Annotated in this window: 21 protein-coding genes and 1 pseudogene (1 of these 22 running past the window's edge); 14 read left to right on the top strand and 8 right to left on the bottom strand. The window is 67.2% G+C overall.

The genetic code is table 11. The annotated features are described in order from the left end of the window. Positions 1 to 293: the beginning of a tyrosine--tRNA ligase gene (gene tyrS / locus M9902_RS08325; RefSeq protein ID WP_297222204.1), read on the bottom strand. The gene continues 934 nt to the left of window position 1, outside the view; 293 of the gene's 1,227 nt are visible here — the first part of the coding sequence; the start codon lies at positions 291 to 293; the stop codon falls past the left edge of the window. Positions 294 to 465: 172 nt separating this feature from the next. Here tyrS and M9902_RS08320 point away from each other — a divergent pair, with 172 nt between their 5' ends. Together M9902_RS08320 and M9902_RS08315 are read left to right on the top strand one after the other, a co-directional pair. Continuing rightward, positions 466 to 1,965: a M23 family metallopeptidase gene (locus tag M9902_RS08320; protein ID WP_297222202.1), complete on the top strand. Its 1,500-nt coding sequence runs from the start codon at positions 466 to 468 to the stop codon at positions 1,963 to 1,965. Between the two features lie 33 nt (positions 1,966 to 1,998). Then, positions 1,999 to 3,126, top strand: a complete 1,128-nt coding sequence (locus tag M9902_RS08315; protein ID WP_297222200.1) for an anhydro-N-acetylmuramic acid kinase — start codon at positions 1,999 to 2,001, stop codon at positions 3,124 to 3,126. Here the strand turns inward: M9902_RS08315 and M9902_RS08310 are convergent. Both M9902_RS08310 and M9902_RS08305 read right to left on the bottom strand, forming a co-directional pair. Continuing rightward, positions 3,114 to 4,418 carry an MFS transporter gene (locus tag M9902_RS08310; RefSeq protein WP_297222199.1) on the bottom strand — a complete coding sequence of 435 codons (1,305 nt, stop codon included), beginning with the start codon at positions 4,416 to 4,418 and terminating at the stop codon, positions 3,114 to 3,116. The two genes, M9902_RS08315 and M9902_RS08310, sit on opposite strands and share 13 nt — an antisense overlap. Further along, positions 4,415 to 5,215 (bottom strand): exodeoxyribonuclease III, encoded by an 801-nt coding sequence (locus tag M9902_RS08305; protein ID WP_297222198.1) that lies wholly within the window; start codon positions 5,213 to 5,215, stop codon positions 4,415 to 4,417. Before M9902_RS08305 ends, M9902_RS08310 begins: the two co-directional genes overlap by 4 nt. Before the next feature lie 135 nt (positions 5,216 to 5,350). Here M9902_RS08305 and pyrE point away from each other — a divergent pair, with 135 nt between their 5' ends. Both pyrE and M9902_RS08295 read left to right on the top strand, forming a co-directional pair. Beyond that, entirely contained in the window at positions 5,351 to 6,004 is a 654-nt protein-coding gene (gene pyrE / locus M9902_RS08300; protein ID WP_297173214.1) for an orotate phosphoribosyltransferase, read from the top strand. Positions 6,005 to 6,032: 28 nt separating this feature from the next. After that, complete coding sequence (locus tag M9902_RS08295) at positions 6,033 to 6,734, top strand: hypothetical protein (protein WP_297222196.1); 702 nt, start codon at positions 6,033 to 6,035, stop codon at positions 6,732 to 6,734. Positions 6,735 to 6,831: 97 nt separating this feature from the next. Here the strand turns inward: M9902_RS08295 and M9902_RS08290 are convergent, their stop codons facing one another. The 3 genes and pseudogenes from M9902_RS08290 to coaBC form a co-directional block, all read right to left on the bottom strand. Then, a complete protein-coding gene (locus tag M9902_RS08290) occupies positions 6,832 to 9,198 on the bottom strand; it encodes a phosphomannomutase/phosphoglucomutase (protein ID WP_297222194.1) in 2,367 nt (788 codons plus the stop codon). 12 nt (positions 9,199 to 9,210) lie between these two features. Beyond that, a complete protein-coding gene (gene dut / locus M9902_RS08285) occupies positions 9,211 to 9,672 on the bottom strand; it encodes a dUTP diphosphatase (RefSeq protein WP_297173225.1) in 462 nt (153 codons plus the stop codon). Between the two features lie 110 nt (positions 9,673 to 9,782). After that, positions 9,783 to 10,891 (bottom strand): annotated as a pseudogene (coaBC, locus tag M9902_RS08280) (bifunctional phosphopantothenoylcysteine decarboxylase/phosphopantothenate--cysteine ligase CoaBC); the annotation flags it as partial. Between the two features lie 96 nt (positions 10,892 to 10,987). Here coaBC and radC point away from each other — a divergent pair. From radC to M9902_RS08245, 7 genes are all read left to right on the top strand, one after another. Beyond that, positions 10,988 to 11,662: a DNA repair protein RadC gene (gene radC, locus M9902_RS08275; protein WP_297173228.1), complete on the top strand. Its 675-nt coding sequence runs from the start codon at positions 10,988 to 10,990 to the stop codon at positions 11,660 to 11,662. 55 nt (positions 11,663 to 11,717) lie between these two features. Further along, a complete protein-coding gene (argS, locus tag M9902_RS08270) occupies positions 11,718 to 13,454 on the top strand; it encodes an arginine--tRNA ligase (protein ID WP_297222191.1) in 1,737 nt (578 codons plus the stop codon). Then, entirely contained in the window at positions 13,454 to 14,179 is a 726-nt protein-coding gene (locus tag M9902_RS08265; RefSeq protein WP_297222189.1) for an SPOR domain-containing protein, read from the top strand. The genes argS and M9902_RS08265 overlap by 1 nt, the downstream gene beginning before the upstream one ends. A gap of 102 nt (positions 14,180 to 14,281) precedes the next feature. Further along, positions 14,282 to 14,851: an isoprenylcysteine carboxylmethyltransferase family protein gene (locus tag M9902_RS08260; protein ID WP_297222187.1), complete on the top strand. Its 570-nt coding sequence runs from the start codon at positions 14,282 to 14,284 to the stop codon at positions 14,849 to 14,851. A gap of 20 nt (positions 14,852 to 14,871) precedes the next feature. Continuing rightward, entirely contained in the window at positions 14,872 to 15,630 is a 759-nt protein-coding gene (locus M9902_RS08255) for an SDR family NAD(P)-dependent oxidoreductase (RefSeq protein WP_297222185.1), read from the top strand. Positions 15,631 to 15,715: 85 nt separating this feature from the next. Then, positions 15,716 to 16,072: a type II toxin-antitoxin system Phd/YefM family antitoxin gene (locus tag M9902_RS08250; protein WP_297222183.1), complete on the top strand. Its 357-nt coding sequence runs from the start codon at positions 15,716 to 15,718 to the stop codon at positions 16,070 to 16,072. A 3-nt stretch (positions 16,073 to 16,075) separates the two neighbouring features. Continuing rightward, entirely contained in the window at positions 16,076 to 16,702 is a 627-nt protein-coding gene (locus M9902_RS08245) for an AAA family ATPase (protein WP_297222181.1), read from the top strand. A gap of 42 nt (positions 16,703 to 16,744) precedes the next feature. Here M9902_RS08245 and speA read toward each other — a convergent pair whose 3' ends face one another. Together speA and M9902_RS08235 are read right to left on the bottom strand one after the other, a co-directional pair. Beyond that, positions 16,745 to 18,631: an arginine decarboxylase gene (gene speA / locus M9902_RS08240; protein ID WP_297222179.1), complete on the bottom strand. Its 1,887-nt coding sequence runs from the start codon at positions 18,629 to 18,631 to the stop codon at positions 16,745 to 16,747. 72 nt (positions 18,632 to 18,703) lie between these two features. Then, a complete protein-coding gene (locus tag M9902_RS08235) occupies positions 18,704 to 19,867 on the bottom strand; it encodes an aminotransferase class I/II-fold pyridoxal phosphate-dependent enzyme (RefSeq protein ID WP_297222177.1) in 1,164 nt (387 codons plus the stop codon). Positions 19,868 to 20,025: 158 nt separating this feature from the next. Here M9902_RS08235 and speE point away from each other — a divergent pair, with 158 nt between their 5' ends. The 3 genes from speE to M9902_RS08220 all read left to right on the top strand — a co-directional run bounded on the left by speE (position 20,026) and on the right by M9902_RS08220 (position 23,669). Then, positions 20,026 to 20,880 (top strand): polyamine aminopropyltransferase, encoded by an 855-nt coding sequence (gene speE, locus M9902_RS08230; RefSeq protein WP_297222175.1) that lies wholly within the window; start codon positions 20,026 to 20,028, stop codon positions 20,878 to 20,880. A 123-nt stretch (positions 20,881 to 21,003) separates the two neighbouring features. Then, positions 21,004 to 22,902: a diguanylate cyclase gene (locus M9902_RS08225; protein ID WP_297222173.1), complete on the top strand. Its 1,899-nt coding sequence runs from the start codon at positions 21,004 to 21,006 to the stop codon at positions 22,900 to 22,902. A gap of 80 nt (positions 22,903 to 22,982) precedes the next feature. Continuing rightward, complete coding sequence (locus tag M9902_RS08220; RefSeq protein ID WP_297222172.1) at positions 22,983 to 23,669, top strand: phosphatase PAP2 family protein; 687 nt, start codon at positions 22,983 to 22,985, stop codon at positions 23,667 to 23,669. Positions 23,670 to 23,686: the final 17 nt, after the last annotated feature.

Below are 23,686 nucleotides of genomic sequence, written 5' to 3'. Positions count from 1 at the left end.
GTGAGTGGCTTGCGGGTGACATTCTTGCCGGTGGGATCGCCGATCATGCCGGTGAAATCGCCGATCAGGAAGATGACCTGATGGCCCAGATCCTGGAACTGGCGCATCTTGTTGAGCAGCACCGTGTGGCCAAGGTGCAGGTCGGGCGCGGTCGGGTCGAAGCCGGCCTTGATCCGCAGCGGGCGGCCGCCGTCTTTCATCGACGCGGCCAGGCGCGCCTCGAGCTCTTCGCGCTTGAGGATTTCGTCGCTGCCGCGGGCGAGCAGTTCCATCGAATGCTGCAAATCCACCACGAACGCCTCTCTCCCGCGGCCGAACACCGCATTCAGGTTTTTGCCGGCAACGTTAATATCACGTTAAAGCGGCCATCAAAAAAACATCCGCCGATTCAACGGGTTGACGCACCTTTCTGACGCGACTATGTTAGCCCGCTGTGGCGCCCACGAACGCGCCGGAGATGATCATATGACGGATCACACGGCGGATTCGAACCACAATGCGGTCCGGCGCAAGAATCTGGAGCGCGCGCGGGTCAACGCGGACCGCTCGATTTCGTCGCTGATCCCGCACGATTTCCGCGGCCGCTGGACGCGCCGCCACTGGGCGCAGGTCAGCGTGCTGACCACCATGGGCGCCCTGCTGGTCGCCATCGTCCCGGGGTTCTCCCAACTGCTGGGCACGCCCGGCAACGTGACGGCGCAGCGCATGACGATGGCGCTGACCCTGCCCAAGCCCGACAAGGCCGCGACCAACCAGGACCGCTGGCAATCGGTGACGCTCAAGCCCGGCCAGACCCTGAGCGGCGTGTTCGAGGAACTGGGCATTCCCTACAGCCAGCTCGAGCGCGTGATGCAGCACCCGCGCATCCAGCCGACCCTGCGTCGACTGCGCCCCGGCACCCAACTCAGCTTCAACCTGCCCGAGGACGGCAGCGTGCGGGCGATGCGGCTTGAAGCCGGCCCCGGCGTGGGTGATACCCCGATCGAACTTGAGTTCAGCGCGGATGCGGTGCGCGAACGGGCGGTGCCGGTGGAAGTGACGACCCGTACCGTGGTGTTGACCGGTGAAGTCGGCAATTCGCTGTTTGCCTCGGCCCGCGCGCTGGGCTTGGGCAATGCCCAGCTCAACCAGCTCACCGACGAGATGTTCAAATACGACATCGACTTCGATTCCGATCTGGACGAACACGACCGCTTCAGCGTCGTCGTCGACCAGACCTGGAAGAACGGCCAGCTGGTCAGCACCGGCCCGGTGCAGGCGGCGGCGTTCACTGTCGATGGCAAGATCAAGAGCGCGTTCCGCTTCCTGCGCGACGGCAAGCCCGAATACTTCACCCCGGACGGCCGCTCGCTCAAGCGCCCGTTCATCCGCATGCCGATTCCGTATGCGCGCATCAGCTCGGGGTTCGGGATGCGCCGCCATCCGATTCTGGGGCGGATGCGCGGCCACATGGGGATTGACTACGCGGCGGCCTCCGGCACCCCGATCATGGCGGCGGGCAATGCGCGGGTGGCCTTCGTCGGCCGCAAGGGCGGCTACGGCAACGCGGTGATCCTCGACCACGGCGGCGGCAAGACCACGCTGTACGGCCATATGTCGCGTTTCGCCAACATCCACGTCGGCCAGAGCGTCGCCCAGGGCGCGGTGATCGGCTACGTCGGCAGCACCGGCCTTGCCACCGGCCCACACCTGCATTACGAATTCCGGGTCAACGGCGTGCACATGAATCCGCAGAAGATGACCCTGCCACCGCCGGCACCGCTCAGCGGCGCGGCCCTGGTGGCGTTCCACGCCGACACCCGGCATGCGCTCGACAAGATCCGCGAGATGGAAGACGTGGTGTTCCAGCTCGACGACGGCAGCCGCATTGCCGATGCCGCGCCCACTGCGCAACCGGGTGCGGTCGCCTCGGCGCAAGCGCCCGCGAGGAAGCCGGCCCACGCTCCCGCGCGCCGTCGCGGCTGATTGACGCGCGCAGGCAGTGCGATACTGCGGCGCATGACGGCTGCCGCTGACCATCGCCTGTACCTCGGCCTGATCTCCGGCACCAGCGCCGACGGCATCGATGCCGCGCTGGTGCGATTCGATGGCGATCACGCACACGCACAACCGACATTGGTGTTCGGCCGTACCTATGCGTGGGAACCGGCACTGCGCGAGCAGCTGGTGGCGCTCGGCCAGCAGGCGCAGGCGGTGACGCTGGATGCCATCGGCGCGCTCGACGTGCGCATCGGCCAGGCCTTCGCGGCAGCGGCGCAGGCGGCGCTCCGCGAGAGCGGCCTGGCGGCGACCGCCGTCACGGCGATCGGTTCACACGGGCAGACCTTGCGCCATCACCCGCACGGCGCTGCGCCGTTCACGCTGCAACTGGGCGATCCCAATTGCATCGCCGAACGCTGCGGCGTGCCGGTGGTGGCCGATTTCCGTCGCCGCGACGTCGCCGCCGGTGGCCACGGCGCGCCGCTGGTGCCGGCCTTCCACGCCGCCGTGCTGCACGACGCCGGTGAGGATCGCGCCATCCTCAATCTGGGCGGGATCGCCAATGTCACCTTGCTGCCCGCGCAGGGCGCGGTGCGCGGCTTCGATACCGGCCCGGCGAACGGGCTGATGGATGCGTGGTGCGCCCGCCACACCGGCGCAGCGTTCGATGCCGGCGGCGCGTTTGCGGCGCAGGGCCGCGTGGATACCACGTTGCTGGATCGGCTGCTGGATGAGCCGTGGTTTGCCCTGCCGCCACCGAAATCGACCGGCCGCGACCAGTTCCATCTGGATTGGGTGGAATCGCGTTTGGCCGGCCAGGAAGCCGCCGCCGACGTGCAGGCCACGCTGCTGGCGCTGACCGCGTGCAGCGTGCGCGACGCGCTGCGCGCGCATCAGCCGGCTACCCGGCGCGTCATCGTCTGCGGCGGCGGCGTGCACAATCCGCGGCTGCTGGCGGCGTTGGCCGAAGCCCTGCCGGGCGCGGTCGTCGAGACCAGCGCCGTCCACGGACTGGATCCGGATTTCATCGAAGCGATGGCCTTCGCATGGCTGGCCCGCGAATATCTGGCTGGCCGGCCCGGCAACCTGACGGCGGTGACCGGCGCGGCCGGGCCGCGCGTGCTGGGTGCGCTTTATCCGGCTTGAGCCGCCGGATCGAAGACCCGCGCGCGCAGCTTCGGCGTCAGCCAGACGTACAGCAATGCCGCCGGTACCAGCGCCAGCACGGTGATGATGAAATACATGCCGTAGCCGGTCGCCATCACTATCCCGCCGGCGAAGAAACCGAGGACCTTGCCTGGCAGGTTCACCAGCGAACTGAGCAGCGCGTACTGGGTGGCGGTGTGCTTGGGGTTGACCAGCGCCGACAGGAACGCCACGGTCGGTGGACCGAGCATGCCGAGGGTGAAATTCTCCGCCGAGATCACCGCCGTGAGCACCCACAGGTCGCCCTTGTGCACCATCAGCAGCAGGTAGAGCAGATTGCAGCTGCCGCAGACCAGCATCATGATCCCGAGCGATTTCCACGCGCCCAGCTTGGTCACCATTGCACCGCCGCAGAACACCCCCACGATCCCGACCCACACGCCCCACAGCTTGGTGATCGAACCGATCTGGGTCTTGGTGAAGCCCTGATCGATGTAGAACGGGCTCATGATGCCGCCCACGGTGGCCTGCTCGGGCACCTTGAACAGCAGGATGTAGGCCAGCACCGTCAACGCCAGCGCCCAACCGAAGCGGCGGAAGAAATCCGCGAACGGATCCGCCACCGCGCTCACCATTGCCTCGCGCCAGCGCGGATGCTGCGGCTTGATTGCGACCTGCGGCTCGCTCGCGACCAGATTGGCGGCCAGCGGAATCAGCATCGCCGCCGCCATGATCAGGTAGACCAGGCTCCAGGCGATGTGGTCGGCCATGATCGCGGCGAAGGCACCGGCCACGATCAGGCCGATCCGGTAGCCCAGTGAATAGGTCGCCACCAGCGCACCCTGCGCATCCACCGGCGCGATCTCGATGCGGTAGGCATCCACCGCGATGTCCTGAGTGGCGCCGAAGAACGCCACGCCCAAGGTTGCCGCAATGAACAGGCCCAGCTGCGCCGGGGTGATCGCGGCCATCAGCAGCAGGCTGGCGATGACGCCGAGCTGGGCCGCCAGCAGCCAGCCGCGCCGGCGTCCCAGTCGCTGGAAACCCGGCAACCGCCAGTGATCCAGCAGCGGTGCCCAGACGAACTTGAAGGCGTACAGCATGCCGGCGCTGGCGATCATCGTGATGTCTTTCAGGACGATGCCGTTGTCCTTCAGCCAGAACGCCAGGGTGCCGGCCACCAGCAGGAACGGCAGGCCGGAGGAGAAGCCGAAGAAGAACATCGTGCCGGCGGCAGGCTGGCTGAAAGACTGCCAGACGGAGGGCTTTTTCGGCTTGGCGTCGGCGTTCAAATGTCGTACTCCACCCGCAGCGGGGCGTGGTCGGAAAATTTCGGCTCCGGGAAGATGTCGGCGCTGCGGATGCCGGCGGCGATGCCGGGCGTGCAGAGTTGATAGTCGATCCGCCAACCGACGTTGTTGGCGCGGGCGCCGCCGCGCTGCGACCACCACGAATACTCCACCGCATCGGGCTTGGCGACCCGGAAGGCGTCCTTCCAGCCCCGCGCAGGTGGCGTGATCAGTCCGTCGTGGCAGTCGTCTGCAATCAAGCCACTGAGCCAGGCGCGCTCGTGCGGCAGGCAGCCGGAGTTCTTCTGGTTGCCGGTCCAGTTCTTGATGTCGTTCCTGGCGCGGACGATGTTCCAGTCACCGCACAGGACGTATTCGCGGCCGCTGCGAAGCCAGCCGTCCATGATCGGTTCGAGCCAGGCCATCACCGCTTCCTTGAAGCCCTGGCGCTCCTCGCCGGAGCTGCCGGACGGGATGTAGAAACTCACCACGCTGAGATTGCCGAAGCGCGCCTCGATGTAGCGACCTTCGTCGTCGAATGGCGCCCAACCCAGCGCGGTGCGTACTTCGTCGGGCGCGCGCCGACTGTAGATCGCCACGCCGCTGTAGCCTTTCTTCTGCGCATCCTTGAACAGTGCCTGATAGCCCGCAGGGCGGAACGCCGCACCGGTGAGCTGGTGCTCCTGCGCCTTGGTTTCCTGCACGCACAGCACGTCCACGTCCTGCTGGCGGAACCAGTCGAAAAAACCCTTGCTGGCGGCCGAGCGCAGGCCGTTGGCGTTGAAGCTGAGGATGTGCATGGGTAACGGGATTGTGGAGACGGGAGACGGGATTCGGTAGAGCCAAAGCGGGTTCTTCCGGTGACCCTGCAAGGATAAGCGCAACTCGAAGCCGCATGCGCTAACCTTTTGCGGGTTCGAACGTCGATCTTGTCCATGCTCGCCGAATACCAGACCCGTTTCCTGCAACTTGCACTGCGCGTCGAGGCGCTGCGCTTTGGCGAGTTCACCTTGAAGTCGGGGCGGGTGAGTCCGTACTTCTTCAACGCCGGGCGCTTCGATTCCGGCGCGGCGCTGCGTACGCTGGCCGCATGCTATGCCGACGCGATCGCGGCAGCAACGCTGGACTTCGACCTGCTGTTCGGCCCGGCCTACAAGGGCATTCCGCTGGCCACCGCGCTGGGCTGCGAGTTCGCCCACCGCGGACGCGATCTGCCGCTGGCGTTCAACCGCAAGGAGGCAAAGGCGCACGGTGAAGGTGGCTGCTTGATCGGCGCGTCACTGGCCGGCAAACGCGCGTTGATCGTGGATGACGTGATCACCGCCGGCACCGCGATCCGCGAGTCGCTGGCGATCATTGCCGAAGCCGGCGGCACCCCGGCCGGGATCGTGATCGCCCTCGACCGCCAGGAGCGGGTGCGCGAGGACGCCACCGAATCGGCGGCACAGGCGGTCACGCGTGAACACGGCATCCCGGTGCTCGCGGTGGCCGGGCTTTCCGACCTGCTTGCGTTTGCCGGTGAAAGCCGCGAACTTGAGGCCCACCATGCCGCCCTGCTCGCTTACCGCGCGCGCTACGGCGTGGCCTGATAGGCTTGCCGGAAGGGGGAGACCGCCCATGTCGAACACCGCCCACACGACCGCAATTGCCCTGACCCTGGCACTGGCCGGAATCGGCGGGGCCATGGCGCAGTCCAGCACGCCCCCGCCGAAGAAGATCTACTGTTGGGATGAAGGTGGCCGCCGGGTCTGTGGCGACGCCCTGCCGGCCTCGGCGGCCAACAGCGCGCGCACCGAATTCAACGCCCGCACCGGCCTGGAAACCGGTTCGGTCGGGCGCGCCCTGACCGCCGACGAGCGCGCCGCCGCCGCCGCCGCCGCCCGCAATGCGCAGATCCAGGCCGACGCCGAAGCGGCGGCGCGCAGGCGCGATCTGGCGATGGTCGAGTCGTATCGCACCGAGGATGACTTGCGCAAGGCCTACGGCGAGCGCACCAGCCTGCTGGATGAGACGATCAAATCCAGCGTGCTCGGCCTGTCGAATCTGCGGCTGAGCCTGATTTCCCTGCTCAACCAGGCCAGCGACAAGGAACTGGCCAGCGCACCCGTGCCGGTGTCCCTGACCAATTCGATCCGCGACCAGCACGCCGAACTGCTGCGCCAACAGCAGATTCTGCAATCGCAGCGGGCCGACCGCGCCGCCCTGGAAGCCGAAATGCAGGACAGCCTGCGCCGTTATCGCGAAACCCGACAGGAAAGCGCCGCTGGCGCGGATGCGGCGCCGGCCACGCCGGCTCCGGCGGCTCCGGCAACGCGCTGAGCCGCACGCTGGGGCAGTGCTGACTCGGTCTGCGTTGCCCTGGCCGCGCCGTTGACCGCAGCGATGCTTGCCGGCCCGCGGATTTCCGGGCAGTGCCTCAGCAGAACGGCAGCTGCAGATTCGGCTCCAGCGCCAGCATGTTGGCCGAGAACAGGCGCTGGATGCGTGCCAGTGCATCGTTGTTGTCGGCATCGAAACGCATGACCAGCACCGGCGTGGTGTTGGAGGCCCGCACCAGCCCCCAGCCATCGGGCCAGTCCACCCGCACGCCATCCAGGGAGGTCAGCCGGCCACCCTCGAAGGTGGCCGACAGCCGCAGCCGATCGACGAATTCGTGCGGGTCGGTTTCTCCCGGCAGTTCGACCTTGATCTCCGGCGTCGAAACGCCATCCGGCAGCGCGGCGAACACGTCCTCGGCCGGCTGGCCCTGCCCGTCCAGGATTTCGAGCAATCGCGCGGCCGCATAGATGCCATCGTCGAAACCAAACCAGCGCTCGGCGAAAAAGAAATGACCGCTCATCTCGCCGGCAAGCGCGGCGTCGGTTTCGCGCATCTTGGCCTTGATCAGCGAGTGCCCGGTCTTCCACATCATCGGGCTGCCGCCGTGGCGCAGGATCTGGGTGGACAGGCGCGACGTGCACTTGACGTCGTAGACGATCACCGCGCCCGGGTTGCGTTCCAGCACGTCGGCCGCGAACAGCATCAGCAAGCGATCCGGATAAATGATGTTCCCGGCCTTGGTGACCACGCCCAGCCGGTCGCCGTCGCCATCGAAGGCAATGCCGATGTCGGCATCGAGTTTCTGCACCATCTGGATCAGCGCCTCGAGGTTGCGCGGCTCGCTGGGGTCTGGATGGTGGTTGGGGAACTCGCCGTCGATGTCGCAGAACAGCGGCGTGACGTCGGCACCGACCGCCGCCAGCACCTGCGGCCCGATCTCGCCGGCCACGCCGTTGCCGGCATCGACCACCACTTTCAGGCGCTGGCCAATCTGGACGTCGCCGGAAATCCGCTGCACGTAGTCCTGCCCGATGTCGCGCTCGTCGAGCGTGCCCTGGGCCTCCGCTTCCAGCAGTCGATCCTCGGCAATCCGCGCGTGCAGGTCCTTGATCGCGGGGCCGGACAGGGTTTCGCCCCCGACCACGATCTTGAACCCGTTGTAATCGGGCGGATTGTGGCTGCCCGTGACCGCCACGCCGCAGCCGGTACGCAGGTGGAAGGTACCGAAATACACGACCGGGGTCGGGACCATGCCGATGTCGATCACATTGCGTCCGGCCTTGCGCAGACCGGCGATCAGGCCCTGCACCAGATCCGGCCCGGACAGCCGGCCGTCGCGGCCAACCACGATCGTATCCAGCCCCTGCTCGGCCATGCTCGAACCGACCGCCTGGCCAATCAATTCCGCCACGCCCGCATCCAGCGAATGCCCGATCACGCCGCGGATGTCGTAGGCGCGGAAAATCCGGTGGTCGATGACCACGGGCACCTTCTCCTTGACCGGCTTGGGTTCTTCCTTGACCCGCTCGTGCAGGGTGCGCTCTTCGGCGGGCTTCGCCGGCTGCAATTCGGCCAGGGTTGGCCCGGCCTCGACCTCGGCCTGGCCACCCATCGCCAGCAGGCGCGGACGCAGGACCAGCCACAGCACGGCGGCGATGCCTGCAAGTACCAGCCCGAGCACGACCCCGGCCAGCGCACCCAGGCCAAACGGCACCCGGGTTTCATCCGGTGTCGCCGCCACCAGCCGCAGATCGCTGTCGGGAATCTTGACCGACAGTGCCTCGGCTGAATTGCTCAGCGCGGTGTCCCCGCCCTCGATCACGCTCTGGCCGCCCTGGCGCAGCGCAATGTAGACCCCGCCGGGCAGCTTCGTGGTTTCGATGATGTTGCTCAGCGCATCCAACGGGATTTCTGCGTAGGCCACCCGCACGCCCGCCGCCTGCACCGGCGCGGCCAGCGCCAATCGCCGTGCCGTGCCGGCCTGGACCACCCGGACACTGGTCTTGCCGCTGGACAGCGCCGCTTCCGCGGCTGCCAGCGGTCCGAACCCGCTGCGCGGCAGCCCCGCGTATGAAGCATCCAGGTCCGCCGGCCAGACTTCGGCACGCATCACCTCGGGCCAGCCCTTGCGCAGCGCCGTCGCCGCCTGCGGCCCGCCAGCGGTCAGGGCCGCCTTGAACTCCGCCGACGCCAATCGCGCATCCAGCTTGCGCCGCTGTTCGTCGAGCTTGCGGCGGATCGCCAGCGCCGCGTCGTCGCGCGCTGACTCGAGCGAATGCAGGCGGCTGTCGTCGCGCAGCCGCAGCCCGCCCGCGATCAGGCACCACAGGGCCAGCGCGCCCAGCAGCGCCACCAGCCATGGCAGCGCGCGCGCGGCCTGCAGCGGGTCGAACTCCAGCTTGGGCTTCTCGCTGCCCGCGTGTTCGCCCTTCTCGCCTTTTCCACCCAAGCCAAACACCGCCATGGACACCCCCCGTCAGCGCACCCCAGTATGGCCGAAGCCGCCCTGTCCGCGCGCGGTTTCCTCGAACGCCTCCACCACCCGCAGGTCAGCCCGGACCACCGGCAGCAGCACCAGCTGCGCGATCCGATCCCCGGGTTGGATGGTGAACGCCTCCGCTCCGCGATTCCAGAGGCTGACCATCAGCGGGCCCTGATAATCGGCATCGATCAGCCCGGTGCCGTTGCCCAGCACGATGCCGTGCTTGTGGCCCAGCCCCGAACGCGGCAGCAATACCGCGCACAGGCCGGGATCGCCGATGTGGATGGCGAGCCCCGACGGGACCAGCGCAGTCGCGCCGGGCGCCAGCTCCAGCGGCGCCTCCAGCGCCGCGCGCACATCCATCCCGGCGCTGTGCTCGGTGGCATGCGCGGGCAGCGGCCATTCGCTGCCGATACGCGCATCGAGCACCCGGACTTGCAGCAGGTGCCGAGTCACGGCTTGCCACCGTGCAGGTGGGCGTCGATCAAGTCCAGCAGCTGGGCCGCTAGCACAGGCTTCGGCGCCGGCCCCAGCGGGCGCTCGCCGTTGGCATCGATCACCAGCAGCGCGTTGTCGTCGCTTTCGAAACCGCAGCCCGGCAGACCCACCTGGTTGGCGCAGATCAGATCCAGCCCTTTGCGCTCGAGCTTGCTGCGCGCGTAGGCGGCGACATCGTTGGTCTCCGCCGCAAACCCGATCACCCGCGCCGGTCGCTGCGGGTGCGCGGCCACCTCGGCCAGGATGTCACGGGTCTTGACCAGTTCCAGCACCAGCACGTCCTGCCCGGGCTGTTTCTTGAGCTTGCGGTGCAGCGGTGCGCGCGGGGTGAAATCCGCCACCGCCGCCGCGCCGATGTAGATGTCGCACGGCAGCGCGTCCAGCACCGCCCGGTGCATCTGCGCCGCGCTGCGCACATCCACCCGGCGCACGTCCTCCGGCGTCGGCAAATGCACGGGGCCGGCCACCAGCACCACCTCGGCGCCGCGCTGCGCGGCCACCGCGGCAATGGCAAAGCCCATCTTGCCGCTGCTTCTGTTGCCGAGGAAGCGCGCCGGATCGATATCCTCGAAGGTCGGCCCCGCGCTGACCACGATCCGCATGCCGTCAAAAGGCCCGCTCATGCGCACGCCTCCAGCGCGGCCACGATCGCCGCAGGTTCGGCCATGCGCCCCGGCCCGGATTCGCCTTCGGCCAGCGGGCCATCGTCCGGCCCGATCAGGCGCACGCCGCGCGCCAGCAGCAGGGCGACATTGGCCTGGGTGGCCGGGTGCCGCCACATCCGATGGTTCATCGCCGGAGCCACCGCAATCGGCGCCTCGGTGGCCAGACACAGAGTGGAAACCAGATCATCGGCCAGCCCATGCGCCAACTTCGCCAGCAGGTTGGCCGTTGCCGGGGCCACCACCACCTGCTGCGCCCACGCTGCCAGTTCGAGGTGGCCCATGCCGGCTTCGGCCTGCGCGTCCCACAGACTGGTGCGCACCGACCGGTGCGACAGCGCCTGGAAGGTCTGCGCGCCGACGAAGCGCTGCGCGTTGTCGGTCATCGCCACCTGCACCGCGGCACCGGCCGTGCGCAGCCGACGCACCAATTCGGCCGATTTGTACGCGGCGATCCCGCCGCCTACGCACAGCAGCACGCGGTAGTCGTCGTTGGGAAAACGCGGAACCTGCATCGGGCCATTCCCTGACCTCTTTCCAGCGCATCAGCTTACCCGATGCCGGGGCAAACGCCGCTGTCCGTTTCGACGTGGCTTGTTCACGATTGGCATATGCATATCCGTGACTGGCCCGAATCCGAACGCCCCCGCGAAAAACTGCTGGCCCGCGGGCCCGGCAGCCTGTCCGACGCCGAGCTGCTGGCGCTGTTCCTGGGCTCCGGCACCCGCGGACAGGATGCGGTGACTGCCGCACGCACGCTGATCGCCAACGCCGGTGGACTGCGGCCTTTGCTGGATCTGGACGCCAAGGCCATGACCCGGCACCGCGGGCTCGGCCCGGCCCGCGCCTGCCTGCTGACCGCTGCGCTGGAACTGGGGCGGCGCCATCTGGCCGCCCAGCTTGAACGCGGCGCGGCGCTCGGCGACCCGCATGCGGCCGGGCGCTATTTCGCCCAGCGCCTGCGCGGGCTGGGGCACGAGGTGTTTGCGGTGCTGTACCTGGACACCCGCCACCGTGCGCTGGGCTTCGAGGAGCTGTTCCGCGGCGGCATCGATGGCGCCGAGGTCCATCCGCGCATCATCGTCCAGCGCGCACTGGCCTTTGGGGCCGCCTCGGCGATCATCGGCCACAACCACCCCAGCGGGAACCCCGAGCCCAGCGCCGCTGACCGCGCCGTGACGATGCGCATCAAGCAGGCGCTGGCGCTGGTCGATATCCGCCTGCTCGATCACTTCGTGATCGGCGACGGCCCACCCACCTCGATGGCGGAGCTGGGGATGGTGTAGCGGCGGCAAGTTGGCAAGCGGTCTGTCGGCAAGCCCATGCCCGTCCTCGCGTACAATGGCAGGTCGTATCAACGTCGCAACCTTCCCCACCGTGAAAGCCCAGCTCCGCGCCCTGATCGCCGATCTGATCGAACAGGGCCTGACCGCCCTGCGCGCCGCGGGCGCCCTGCCTGCCGATTGCCCGACGCCGGACTTCGTGATCGAACGCCCGAAGGAACGCGCGCACGGCGACTTTTCCAGCAACGTCGCCATGCTGCTTGCCAAACCGGCCCGGACCAATCCGCGCGCGCTGGCGCAGCAGCTGGTTGCCGCGCTGCCAGCCTCCGAAGCCATCGACCGCGTCGAAATCGCCGGCCCCGGCTTCATCAACTTCCACCTCACCCCGGCCGCCTGGCAGCAGCAGGTGCGCGAGGTGCTGGATGCCGGCGCCGCCTTCGGCCGCAACGCCAGCGGCGGCGGCAAGACCGTCGGCGTCGAATACGTGTCCGCCAATCCCACCGGCCCACTGCACGTCGGCCACGGCCGCGCCGGCGCAATCGGCGACTGCATCGCGCGGGTGCTGGCCGCCAACGGCTGGAACGTGCAGCGCGAGTACTACTACAACGACGCCGGCGTGCAGATCGAGAACCTCGCGCGTTCGACGCAGGCGCGCGCCAAGGGCTTCAAGCCGGGCGACGCCGACTGGCCGGCGGAGGCCTACAACGGCGACTACATCATGGACGTGGCCACCGCCTACCTGCGCGGGGATTCGGTCGAAGTCGAAGGTCACGTCGTCACCGGCAAACCCGACCCCGACGACCTCGACGCCATCCGCAAGTTCGCCGTCGCCTGCCTGCGCCGCGAGCAGAATGACGACCTGAGCGCGTTCGGCGTCCGCTTCGACCGTTATTTTCTTGAATCCTCCCTGTATGCCGACGGCAAGGTGGAAGAAACCGTCAATGCGCTCATCGCCAAGGGCCATACCTACGAGGACGGCGGCGCGCTGTGGCTGCGCACGACCGATTTCGGTGACGACAAGGATCGGGTGATGCGCAAGTCCGACGGCAGCTACACCTATTTCGTGCCGGACGTGGCCTATCACCTGAGCAAATGGCAGCGCGGCTACCAGCGCGCCGTCACCGAGCTGGGCGCCGACCACCACGGCTCGCTGGCGCGGGTGAAAGCCGGCCTCCAGGCGCTCGACTGCGGCATCCCCGCCGGTTATCCCGATTACGTGCTGCACCAGATGGTGACGGTGATGCGTGGCGGCGAAGAGGTGAAGCTGTCCAAGCGCGCCGGCAGCTACCTGACCCTGCGCGATCTGATCGACGAAGCCGGGCGCGATGCCACCCGCTGGTTCCTGATCGCGCGCAAGCCGGATTCTCAGCTCACCTTCGACATCGATCTGGCACGTTCGCAGAGCAACGATAACCCCGTGTTCTACGTGCAGTACGCGCACGCTCGTGTGTGCAGCCTGCTGCGCCAGTGTGGCGAGAAGGGATTCGTTTTCGATGCCGAAAACGGCGCGGCGCAGCTGCACCTGCTGGACGACGCCCCCGCGCAGGAGCTGATGCGCGAACTGTCGCGCTATCCGGAAGTGGTGGAAGCCGCGGGCAGCACGCTGGAGCCGCATCTGCTCGCCCAATATCTGCGTGAACTCGCCAACGCCTTCCACACCTGGTATCACGCCAGCCCGGTGCTGGTGGATCAAGCCACGCTGCGCGACGCGCGCCTGACCCTGGCGTTGGCGGTACGACAGGTGCTGGCCAACGGCCTGGACCTGCTGGGCGTGGGCGCACCGGAGAGCATGTGATGGCAGCACGTCGCGGTAAATCGCAGGCACGACGCAATTCTTCGGGCCGCCTGCCCGGCTGGGCCTGGCTGGTGATCGGGGTGGCGCTGACGCTGGCGGCCGTGCTGCTGGTGCCGCGCCTGCTCAAGCCCGGCGCCGGCGATGGCTTCCTGCGGGTGGGCCCCACACCCAACCCGGACGCCCAGCCGATGGCAGCGCAGGGCGACACCATCGCGCCCGACGTCGCCACCGAGACGCCCAGGCCGACCAACGCCGAACCGCCCAAGCCGCGCTACGACTTCTACACCCTGCTCCCCGGCGAGGGCGTGCAGATGACCGATGCCGAACTGGCCGCCAGCGCCAAGGCCGAGGCCGAGGCGCGCGCAAGACAGGCCCAACTCGACGCCACGGCTGCGGCTGAACCGGACGGCACCCTGCCCGCGCCGATTGGCGAGCCGACCAGCGCCACCGCGCCGACGGCCACGGCCGCCCCCAACGAGACCGCCCCCGGGGCCGCCCGCTACCTCCTGCAAGCCGGCGCCTTCGGCGCTTCCGGCGACGCCGAGGCGGTCAAGGCCAAGATCGCACTGCTGGGCCTGAGCGCACGGGTGGAATCGGCGCAGGTGGGCGACAAGACCGTCTATCGCGTGCGGATGGGGCCCTACGGCACCGCTTCGGAACTGGCCGACGCCAAGGCCAAGCTGGCCGGCGGCGGGCTGCCGGCGATGGCAATCAAGGCGAAGTGAGCGCGGCGACGGAACCGCATGCGCTGCGCATGATGGTTGTCACTGTTGCGGCGATGGGCGCGGGGCCAACCTGCGCCTGAACTTTCCGTCTGGACGCGTGCCATGTTCCTGACCATCGGTTATTACAGCCTGATCGTCCTCTGGGTTGGCAGCGAAATCTGGCTCAGCCTGCGCCGCCGCGCCAACGCCGACAGCAATCGCCAGGACCAGGGCAGCCTGAAGCGGCTGTGGTGGGTCATCTTCGTCAGTATCTTCGCCGGCGTTTTTTTCTCCTACCTGCACCTGCTGCCATTTCCGGAATCAACGCGCCACCCGGCGTTCTTTGCCGGCATGGGCTTGATTGCGCTGGGGCTGCTGCTGCGCTGGTGGTCGATCCGCGTGCTGGGGCGCTTTTTCACCGTCGATGTCGCCACCGGCGGCGACCAGCACATCGTTCGCACCGGCCCTTACCACTGGCTGCGGCACCCGTCCTACACCGGCGCGCTGACCAGCTTTTTCGGCCTGGGCCTGTGCCAAGGGGACTTCGTGTCGATGGGACTGATCTTCTTTCCCGTTCTCGCCGTCTTCCTGCACCGCATCCGCATCGAAGAGCGCGCGCTGGCGCAGGCATTCCCCGAGACCTGGCCGGACCACGCCCGCCACACCGCCCGCCTGCTGCCCGGCCTGTGGTAGCGCCGTCGTAGAATGCGGGGATGACGACATCTCCCCGCACCGCCCTCATCACCGGCGCCACCGCCGGCTTCGGCCGCGCCGCAGCGCGCAAATTCATCGACAACGGCTGGCAGGTCATCGCCGCCGGTCGCCGCGCCGAGCGGCTGGACGCCCTGCGCGCCGAACTCGGTGACGCCCTGCACACCGCCTGTTTCGACATCCGCGACGAAGCCGCGATGCGCGCCGCGCTGGCCGCGCTGCCGGAACGCTTCCGCGGCATCGACCTGCTGGTCAACAACGCCGGTCTGGCGCAGGGGACGAAGCCGGCGCAGGACGCGCTGCTGTCGGACTGGAAAACCATGATCGACACCAACGTGACGGCGCTGGTGACGCTGACCCACGCCCTGCTGCCGACGCTGATCGCACGCAAAGGCGCGCTCATCAACATCAGCTCCACCGCGGCGATCTACCCCTACACCGGCGGCAACGTCTACGCCGGCAGCAAGGCCTTCGTCAGCCAGTTCTCGCTGAACCTGCGCGCCGACCTGCACGGTACCGGCGTGCGGGTGACGGCGATCGAGCCGGGCATGGCCGAAACCGAGTTCACCGTGGTCCGCACCCACGGCGACCAGACCGCCTCCGACAAGCTCTACGCCGGCGCCCACCCGATGACCGCCGAGGACATCGCCGACACGATCTTCTGGGTGGCCACCCTGCCGCCGCACCTGACCATCAACCGCATCGAACTGATGCCGACCTCGCAGTCGTTCGCGGGGTTTCAGGTGCATCGCGACGGCTGATTCTGGCTATTTTGGGAATTTTACCTATTCAGCCTGTTTTCCCCAAAAAGGGTATATTGGCCTCATCTTCTGCTGGAGATCGGCCATGAACGCTGCCACCACCCCGAAACCCGCGAGCGCCCTGCCCCAGACCCCCGCCTCCGACGTGAAAAAGCTGGGCTGGCGCGGGGTGATGAAGCTGGTGGCCAAGAACGGCAAGGTGCTGGTGACCAACCACAAGCAGCCCGAAGCGGTGATCCTGCCGGTGGAGGAATACAACCGCATCCTGCAGCTGCTGATCGATGCGGGGGAAAAAGATCGCGCCGTGGTAGAGCAGTTGCGTCGCAAATACGACGAACGCCTGCAATGGCTGGATGAGCCGGGCGCAGGCGACATGCTCGACAGCCTGTTCAACAAGCCCCTGGATCTTGGCGGGAAAATCTTCACCGGCGACGAGTTCTGAGCCATGGTCAAGCCCAAGCTGTTCGTGCTGGCCGGCGTCAACGGTGCGGGCAAAAGCTCGGTGGGCGGCGATCTGCTGCGTCGTGCGGGCAAGACATGGTTCAACCCCGACGACTACGCACGCGACCTGCTTGCCGCCTCCGGCTGCTCACCCACCGAAGCCAACGCCGAAGCATGGCAGGAAGGCATGCGTCGCCTGGAAATCGCCCTCGCCGGGAGGCACAGCCACGCCTTCGAGACCACGCTGGGCGGGAACTCCGTCCCGGCGAAGCTGCGCGAAGCCGCCACCACCCATGACGTGTTGATGTGGTTCTGCGGCCTGGACACGCCGGAACATCACATTGTCCGCGTGCGGCAGCGTGTCACCCGTGGCGGCCACGACATCCCCGAAGCCAAGGTGCGCGAACGCTACACCGCCTCGCGGCGCAACCTGATCGCGCTACTGCCCTTCCTCGCGCAATTGCAGGTGTACGACAACAGCATCGACGCCGTCCTCGGCCAGCCGATGCCCAACCCGCGCCTGCTGCTGCAAATGGAGCGCGGACACATCGCCTGGCCGCGCGACGTGCAGGGCTTGCGGGACATGCCCGACTGGGCCAAGCCGATCATGGAAACCGCGTTGTCGATGTGATCCCGGACTTGGGCGCCTTACACCGCAAACGAGGCAGCAACATCAAGCCGGCGCAGCATCCAGATAGGTGTACGCGGTCAACCCGCGTTCCAGAGCTTCGCTCAGGCGCTCGCTTTCGGCACCGCCAAGATCGGCGGAGGTCACCAGCGCGCGGTAGCGGCGGCGCAGGTCGTCGAGCTTGTAGCCGACGTAATCCAGCATCACGTCGGTGGTGTCGCCACGGCGTTGCTGGCTGATGGCGTAGCCGGCGCCGCTGGCCTTCACTTCGATGGCGTCGGTATCGCCGAACAGGTTGTGGATGTCGCCGAGGATCTCCTGGTAGGCGCCGACGAGGAAGAAGCCGATCCGGTAGCGCTCGCCCTTGCGCAATTCGTGCAATGGCAGCGAGCTGTCCAGATCCTCGTTTTCGACGTAGGTGTCGATCTTGCCGTCGGAGTCGCAGGTCATGTCGGCAATGATGCCGCGCCGGGTGGGCGCTTCGTCCAGACGCTCGATCGGGACGATCGGGAAGATCTGGTCGATCGCCCACACGTCCGGCATCGACTCGAAGACGCTGAAGTTGGCGAAGTACTTGTCCACCAGGCGCTCGTTGAGTTCATCCAGCAGGTCGCGGTGGCTCTTTTCGTCATAGGTCAGGCGCGCTTTCACCGCGTGCGCGATGGCGTAGAAGAGATCGTCGATGCGCGCGCGCTGGGTCAGATCCAGTTGCCCGAGTGCATACAGGCTCACGCCTTCCTGATGCGCCTGGGTGGCCTCGTGGAACACCTCCACCGCCGGCCGCTGCGCCATCTCGGCGTGCAGTTCGCGCAGTTGCCGCACCGGCTGCGATTCATCGGCGTGCACGTCAGGCACGCGGCCTTCCGGGGCGCGTTCGACTTCACTGACATTGGTGACCAGCACCGCGTGGTGGGCGGTCATCGCGCGCCCGCATTCGGTGAGGATGCGCGGCGGCGCCAGGCCTTCGCGCGCGCAGGCTTCGGCCAGCGGCTGCACGATGCTGGAGGCGTAATGGTGGATGCCGTAATTGACCGAATTGTAGGAACGGCTGCGAGTGCCTTCGTAATCAATTCCGAGCCCACCGCCGACATCGACGTGGCTGATCTTCGCGCCCAGTTTGCTCAGCTCGACGAAATAGCGGGTGGCCTCGCGCATGCCGGCGGCGATATCGCGCACGTTGGAAATCTGGCTGCCCATGTGGAAGTGCAGCAGCTGCAGGCAATCGCCCATGCCGGAATCGCGCAGCTCCTTCCACAGGGTCAGCAGCTGGCGCGGATCGAGGCCGAACTTGGCCTTGTCGCCGCCACTGTTCTGCCATTTGCCTGCGCCCAGCGACGTCAGCCGCATGCGCACGCCCAGGCCCGGCTGCACGCCGAGTTTTTCCGCTTCTTCCAGCGCCAGCCTCAGCTCGGACGGTTTCTCGATGACGATGTAAGTCTCCAGGCCCAGCTTGCGCCCGATCAGCGCCAGCCGGATGTATTCGCGGTCCTTGTAGCCGTTGCAGACAATCGTGCCGCCGGGACGCGACAGCGCCAGCACCGCCATCAGCTCGGGCTTGCTGCCCGCTTCCAGACCAAAGCCATCACCGTGATGGCTGGCCAGGGTCCCTGCGACGCCGGCGTGCTGGTTGACCTTGATCGGATAGATGGCGGTATAGCCACCGGCGTAATCCCAATCTTTCCGGGCCTGTGCGAATGCGGCCTGCAGCTTGCCGAGGCGGTCGCCGAGGATTTCCGGGAAGCGCACCAGCAGCGGCAGCTTGGCGCCCTGCGCCATCGCCGCATCAACGATCTCCGGGAGCGCGAAATCCGGCCCGCCCGCGCCGCACGGGCGCACGCGCATGCGCCCACCCGTGCCGATATCGAAATATCCATCCGCCCAGTGCGGGATGGAATACGTCTTGCGGGCGAGGTCCAGCGTCCACTGACTCATTGCAAGGCCACCGGTAGAACAGGAAGGACGCGCATTGTAGGCCGCACGCGCCCGCCTTGCCTGCCGGCGTCGCTAGCGCGCCGCCACCGCGTCCGCCATCTGCGCCACGGCCTGCTCCAGCAGCGGGCGCGGCAGGGCGAAATTGAAGCGGACATGGCCCTGTCCGCCGTCACCGCACTCACCGCCGTCGGTCAACGCCACCTTGGCCTGTTGCCGGAAAAACGCCTGCGGCGTGGGTGTCAGTGCCAACGCGCGGCAATCCAGCCACGCCAGATAGGTGCCCTGAGCGGGAATATGGGCGATCTGAGGCAGTTGCCGTGCCAAACGCTGCGCCAGCACATCGCGATTGCCTTGCAGGTATGTCAACACCTGCGCTCGCCACGGCTCGCCCTGCGCCCAGGCCGCAGTGTGCGCAATCACGCCAAAAGTCGAAGTGGCGTCGTTGACGTGATGGCCGATCTTCCGCCACAGCGCACGATCTTGATCGCGACTCAGGATCAATTGCGCGCACTTCAGCCCGGCCAAGTTCCACATTTTCGAGGCCGACACCGCCGTGATGGCCTGCTGCGCAGCGGCTTCGTTGATGGCGGCATAGGGCACGTGCTGCTGGCCGGAAAATACCAGCGGAGCGTGGATTTCATCCGCAAACACCCGGGCGCGATGGCGGCCCGCAATCGCGCTGATGCGCTCCAATTCGTCACGGCGATACACCTTGCCGATGGGGTTGTGCGGATTGCACAACAACAGCATCCCGGCCCCGCCGGCAAAGGCGGCCTCCAGCCCCGCCTCGTCCATCTGCCAGCCGTCCGGCGTGCGCAGCATCGGCAGCTGGATCACCGGGTTGCCCACCCAATTCAGGATGGGGATGAACGGCATGTAGCAGGGCACCGGCACCACCACCGGCGTGCCGATCGGCAGAAAATGCCGCAGCACCACTTCCAGGGCACTCAAGACATCGGGCATCACCTTGACGTCAGCGGGCGCCACCGTCCACGCATGGTGGGTCTGCTGCCATTGCGCGCAGGCTTCGCCCAGGTCCTGCAACAGCCTGGGGGTGAGATAGCCGGTCAGTCCATCGTGCATCGCCTGCGCAAGCGCCTGCTGGATCGGCGGCGCGATGCCGAAATCCATTTCCGCGATGAAGGCGCCGATGCAGCCGGGGAAAGCCGTCCATTTGCGGCTGCCGGCTGCTTGCAGCTCGGCGGCGGTGATCGCGTCAAACTCGGTCGTCTCCAATGTCACTGACTCCTTTGCAAGTTCGGGAAAGCGGCTGCGCCAGCGCCGTTCGGACACGGTCCAGTCCAAGAATAACCGGGGCACCGGTCCGGGTCCCGGTCAACCCCTGACCAATCCTCGATACAATCCGCGCCTGTATCGCAGAGGACAATTCCGCCATGAGCGAGGCCATCTGGCTGCATGAGAACTTCGAGCACACCGGCTCGTCAATCGGCTTTCGCGTGACCCGCAAGCTGGACGAGGTGCAGTCGCCGTTTCAGAAGATCGAGATCTTCGAATCGACCGACTGGGGCAACCTGATGCTGATCGACGGCGCGATGATGCTCACCACCCGCGACAATTTCTTCTACCACGAGATGATGGCGCACCCGGCGCTGTTCACCCACGCCGACCCCAGGCGCGTGGTGATCATCGGCGGCGGCGATTGCGGCACCCTGCGCGAAGTGCTGCGGCATCCGGGCGTGGAGCAGGCCATCCAGTGCGACATCGACGAACAGGTGACGCGGATGGCGGAGAAACACTTCCCCGAACTCTGCGAATCCAATCACGATCCGCGCGCCGAACTGCTGTTCGACGACGGGATTGCCTGGATGGCCCACTGCGCGCCGAACAGCGTGGACATCGTGATCGTTGATTCCACCGATCCGGTCGGCCCGGCCGAAGGCCTGTTCAACCAGGCGTTTTACGAGAGCTGCCACCGCGCGCTGAAGGCCGACGGCATCCTCGTGCAGCAAAGTGAATCGCCGCTGGCGCTGCTCGACCTGATCAAGGCGATGCGTGCGGAGATGGGCAAGGCCGGCTTCCACAGTTTCCAGACCCTGCCGTTCCCGCAGCCCTGCTACCCCACCGGCTGGTGGAGCTGCACCCTCGCGCAGAAAGCCGCGACCGCCGATTTCGGCTTTCGCGAAGACGCCGCACGCGCCAAACGCTTCGACACGCGCTATTACTCCGCTGACGTGCACAAGGCAGCGCAGGCGCTGCCGCCGTTCGTCGCCCGGGCGTTGGCGGGCTGAACAGGCGCGCTACCCTGCTGAAAGCAATGCTGGACGGTTCGGACTGTCTGAAGTTGGAACTTGCGCACGGAAGCCGAGTCGGGTTGCCGTTATGGTCCACGGTTGGCTGGTTCCGGGATGCCCATGAAGCGACGCCTTGCCCTGTTGCGCTGCCTGTTGTCGCTGTTGCTGGCGTCCATCGCCTTGGCAACGGGCGCGCAGCAGGTGGCACCCGCAACCGGCGCAGATCGCGCTGCCCGCTTCGATGCCGTGTTCGAACGGGTCGTGGGCCCGTCGTCGATGGATTCCAGCTTCGTCGATTACGACGCCAACCTCGAACGCCTGCGGGTCCTGCTGCCCCCCGGTGACAAGGCGCGCGATGTCCAGTTCCGCTCGGTCTACTGCAGCAGCGAGCGCTGGAAGGATTCAGCCAAAGGACTGGCCTACGCCACGGACGCGCTGGCGCGTGCGCAAGCGGCCGGGGACATCGCCTCGCAGGGCCGCGCGATCTTCTGCCGGGTCGATTTCCTTTCTGTCCTGAAAGGCGGAAAACAGGCGCTGGAGGAAGCCGGGCGCATGGTGGCGCTGCTGCAAAATTCGGAAGAACGCCAGTTGTTCGCCGAAGCGCTGTCCCTGCGGGGGTCGCTGTTGTCGGACATGGGCGAGCAGGCCAAGGCCCTGCTGGATTTCCAGCGCGCCCGCGCCAGCTACCGCGAAGCCGGGATCGAACATGAAATCGACGCACTGATGATGCTGACGGCGGTGGCTTACCGCCGCATGGGCGACTGGGCCCAGGCCGAGCGCTACTTCACCCACGCCATCAACCGCATGGAAGAACAGCGCGACTGGGAGCGGGTGGTCACCTACAACATCCAGCTGGGCTATCTCTACGACGAGGCCGGCGACCCGAACAAGGCCGAGGCGCCATTGCGCGAAGCCCTCGCGGTCGCCCGCAGCCACCAGGATGACGCGAGCATCGCCAGCGTGCAGATCGCGATGGCCACCGTCCTGATCGACCAGAAGCAGTTCGACGCCGCATTCGACCTGCTTGCCCAAGCCCAGTCCTTTGCACAAACACGCGAAGACCACTGGAACGCGGACGTACTGGCGCTGCTGTCCGGACAGGCGCTGGCCGGCACGGGCGAACATCAAGCGGCGCTTGCCCATTACCGCGTGGCGCAGCCCCTGATCGAGCGTGACGGCAACGAGCGCTATCTGGCCACGCTGTTCCGCGCCCGATCCGCCAGCGAGGAAGCGCTGGGAGAGACCACCGCGGCGCTGGCCGACTACAAGCGCTACAGCGACTTGCAGTCAAGCTTGCAGGGCAAGATGCGGTTCCAGCAAAACCGCCTGCTGGAATACGAATACGAAATCCGGCGCCGCGATTTCGAGAATCGGCGCCTGCGCGCCGAAGCGGCTTCACGCCTGCAGCAGGTCAAGGCCCTGCAAAGCATCCGCCACTGGCAGCGGCTGGCGCTCCTGCTCGGCGCACTGCTGGTGGCCCTGCTGGTCTGGCTGGCACTGCGGCAATGGCGCAAATCCGGGACATTGCGCGCCTTGGCGATGACCGACTCCCTGACCGGCATCGCCAGCCGGCGCGCGATCGAAGCCGGGCTGGACCACGAATTGGGCCTGGCCGCGGCCAGCGGGCAACCGCTGTCGATTCTGATGCTCGATCTGGATCACTTCAAGACAATCAACGACCACCACGGGCATGCCGCCGGTGATCGCGTCCTGCACGCGGCCACCGCAATCTGGAAACAGCAGCTGCGAGAGTACGACCGGCTGGGTCGCATCGGCGGCGAGGAATTCCTGATTCTCTGTCCGGACACCAGTCGCGAACAGGCACAGGTCGCTGCCACCCGCTTGCTGGACGCCACGCGCGCGCACGCGCTGGCCGACATCGACCCGGCTCTGACCCTCACCGTGAGCATCGGCATCGCCCAATTCGAACCGGGCGACACCCGCGAGGCTCTGCTGGCCCGCGCCGATGCGGCGCTGTATCGCGCCAAGGATCGCGGCCGGAATCGCGTGGAATCCTGAACCGCCATGCTGCCGGCAATCCCTCCGGCGTTCACGGCGCGCGCGTAGAATCGCGCAGTTTTCTTTCTGAAGCCTCCCGCATGCCGACGTTCTGGGCCCGGTTCTACCTGCGCCAAAGCCTGCTGCTTGCAGCCAGCGCTTTGGCCCTGCTGTTCCTGTTCAGGGACAATCGGCTCGACCTGCTGCTGGCGGACCCGTTTTTCGATTTCGGCAGCATGCTGTGGCCCCAACGCAACGCATGGTGGGCCAAGACCCTGATCCACAGCGGCTTCAAGAACGTCCTGATCCTCGCCGCCCTGGCCTGCCTGTGGATCGCCTGGCGCCACCGCAAAGCCAACGATGCGCGCCGCTGGCGGCTGGTCGCCGCCGCCATCTTCGTTATCCCCACCGTGGTGCAGATCGGCAAACGCCTGTCCCCGATGCACTGCCCGTGGGACGTCGATCGCTATGGCGGGTACGCCCCTTATTTCGATGTGTCGGCGCTGTTTTCGACGCAGGTGAGCCAGGCCGGGCACTGTTTCCCCGCCGGCTTCGTTTCAGTCAGCAGCTGGCTGTTGGCCTTTGCCTTGCTGCGTTACCCGGAGGATCGCCGCTTCAGCCGGCGCGCGGGGCTCGGCGCCGTCGCGCTGTGCCTGGGCTTCGGCCTGGTTCAGCAGATGCGCGGCGCGCACTTCTTCTCGCACGTGCTGTGGACGCTGTGGCTGAGCTGGGCGCTGGTCGTGGTTCTGCATGCGCTGCTCGGGGTCTGGCGCGAACCTGCCGACTGAACCCGGGTCACGCCGGC

It is taken from the genome of Thermomonas sp. (assembly GCF_023953935.1).
In the GTDB taxonomy this organism is placed as follows: Bacteria; Pseudomonadota; Gammaproteobacteria; order Xanthomonadales; family Xanthomonadaceae; genus Thermomonas.
The sequence above is the reverse complement of the archived record's forward strand: the minus strand, read 5'-3'. Positions and strand labels throughout refer to the sequence as shown.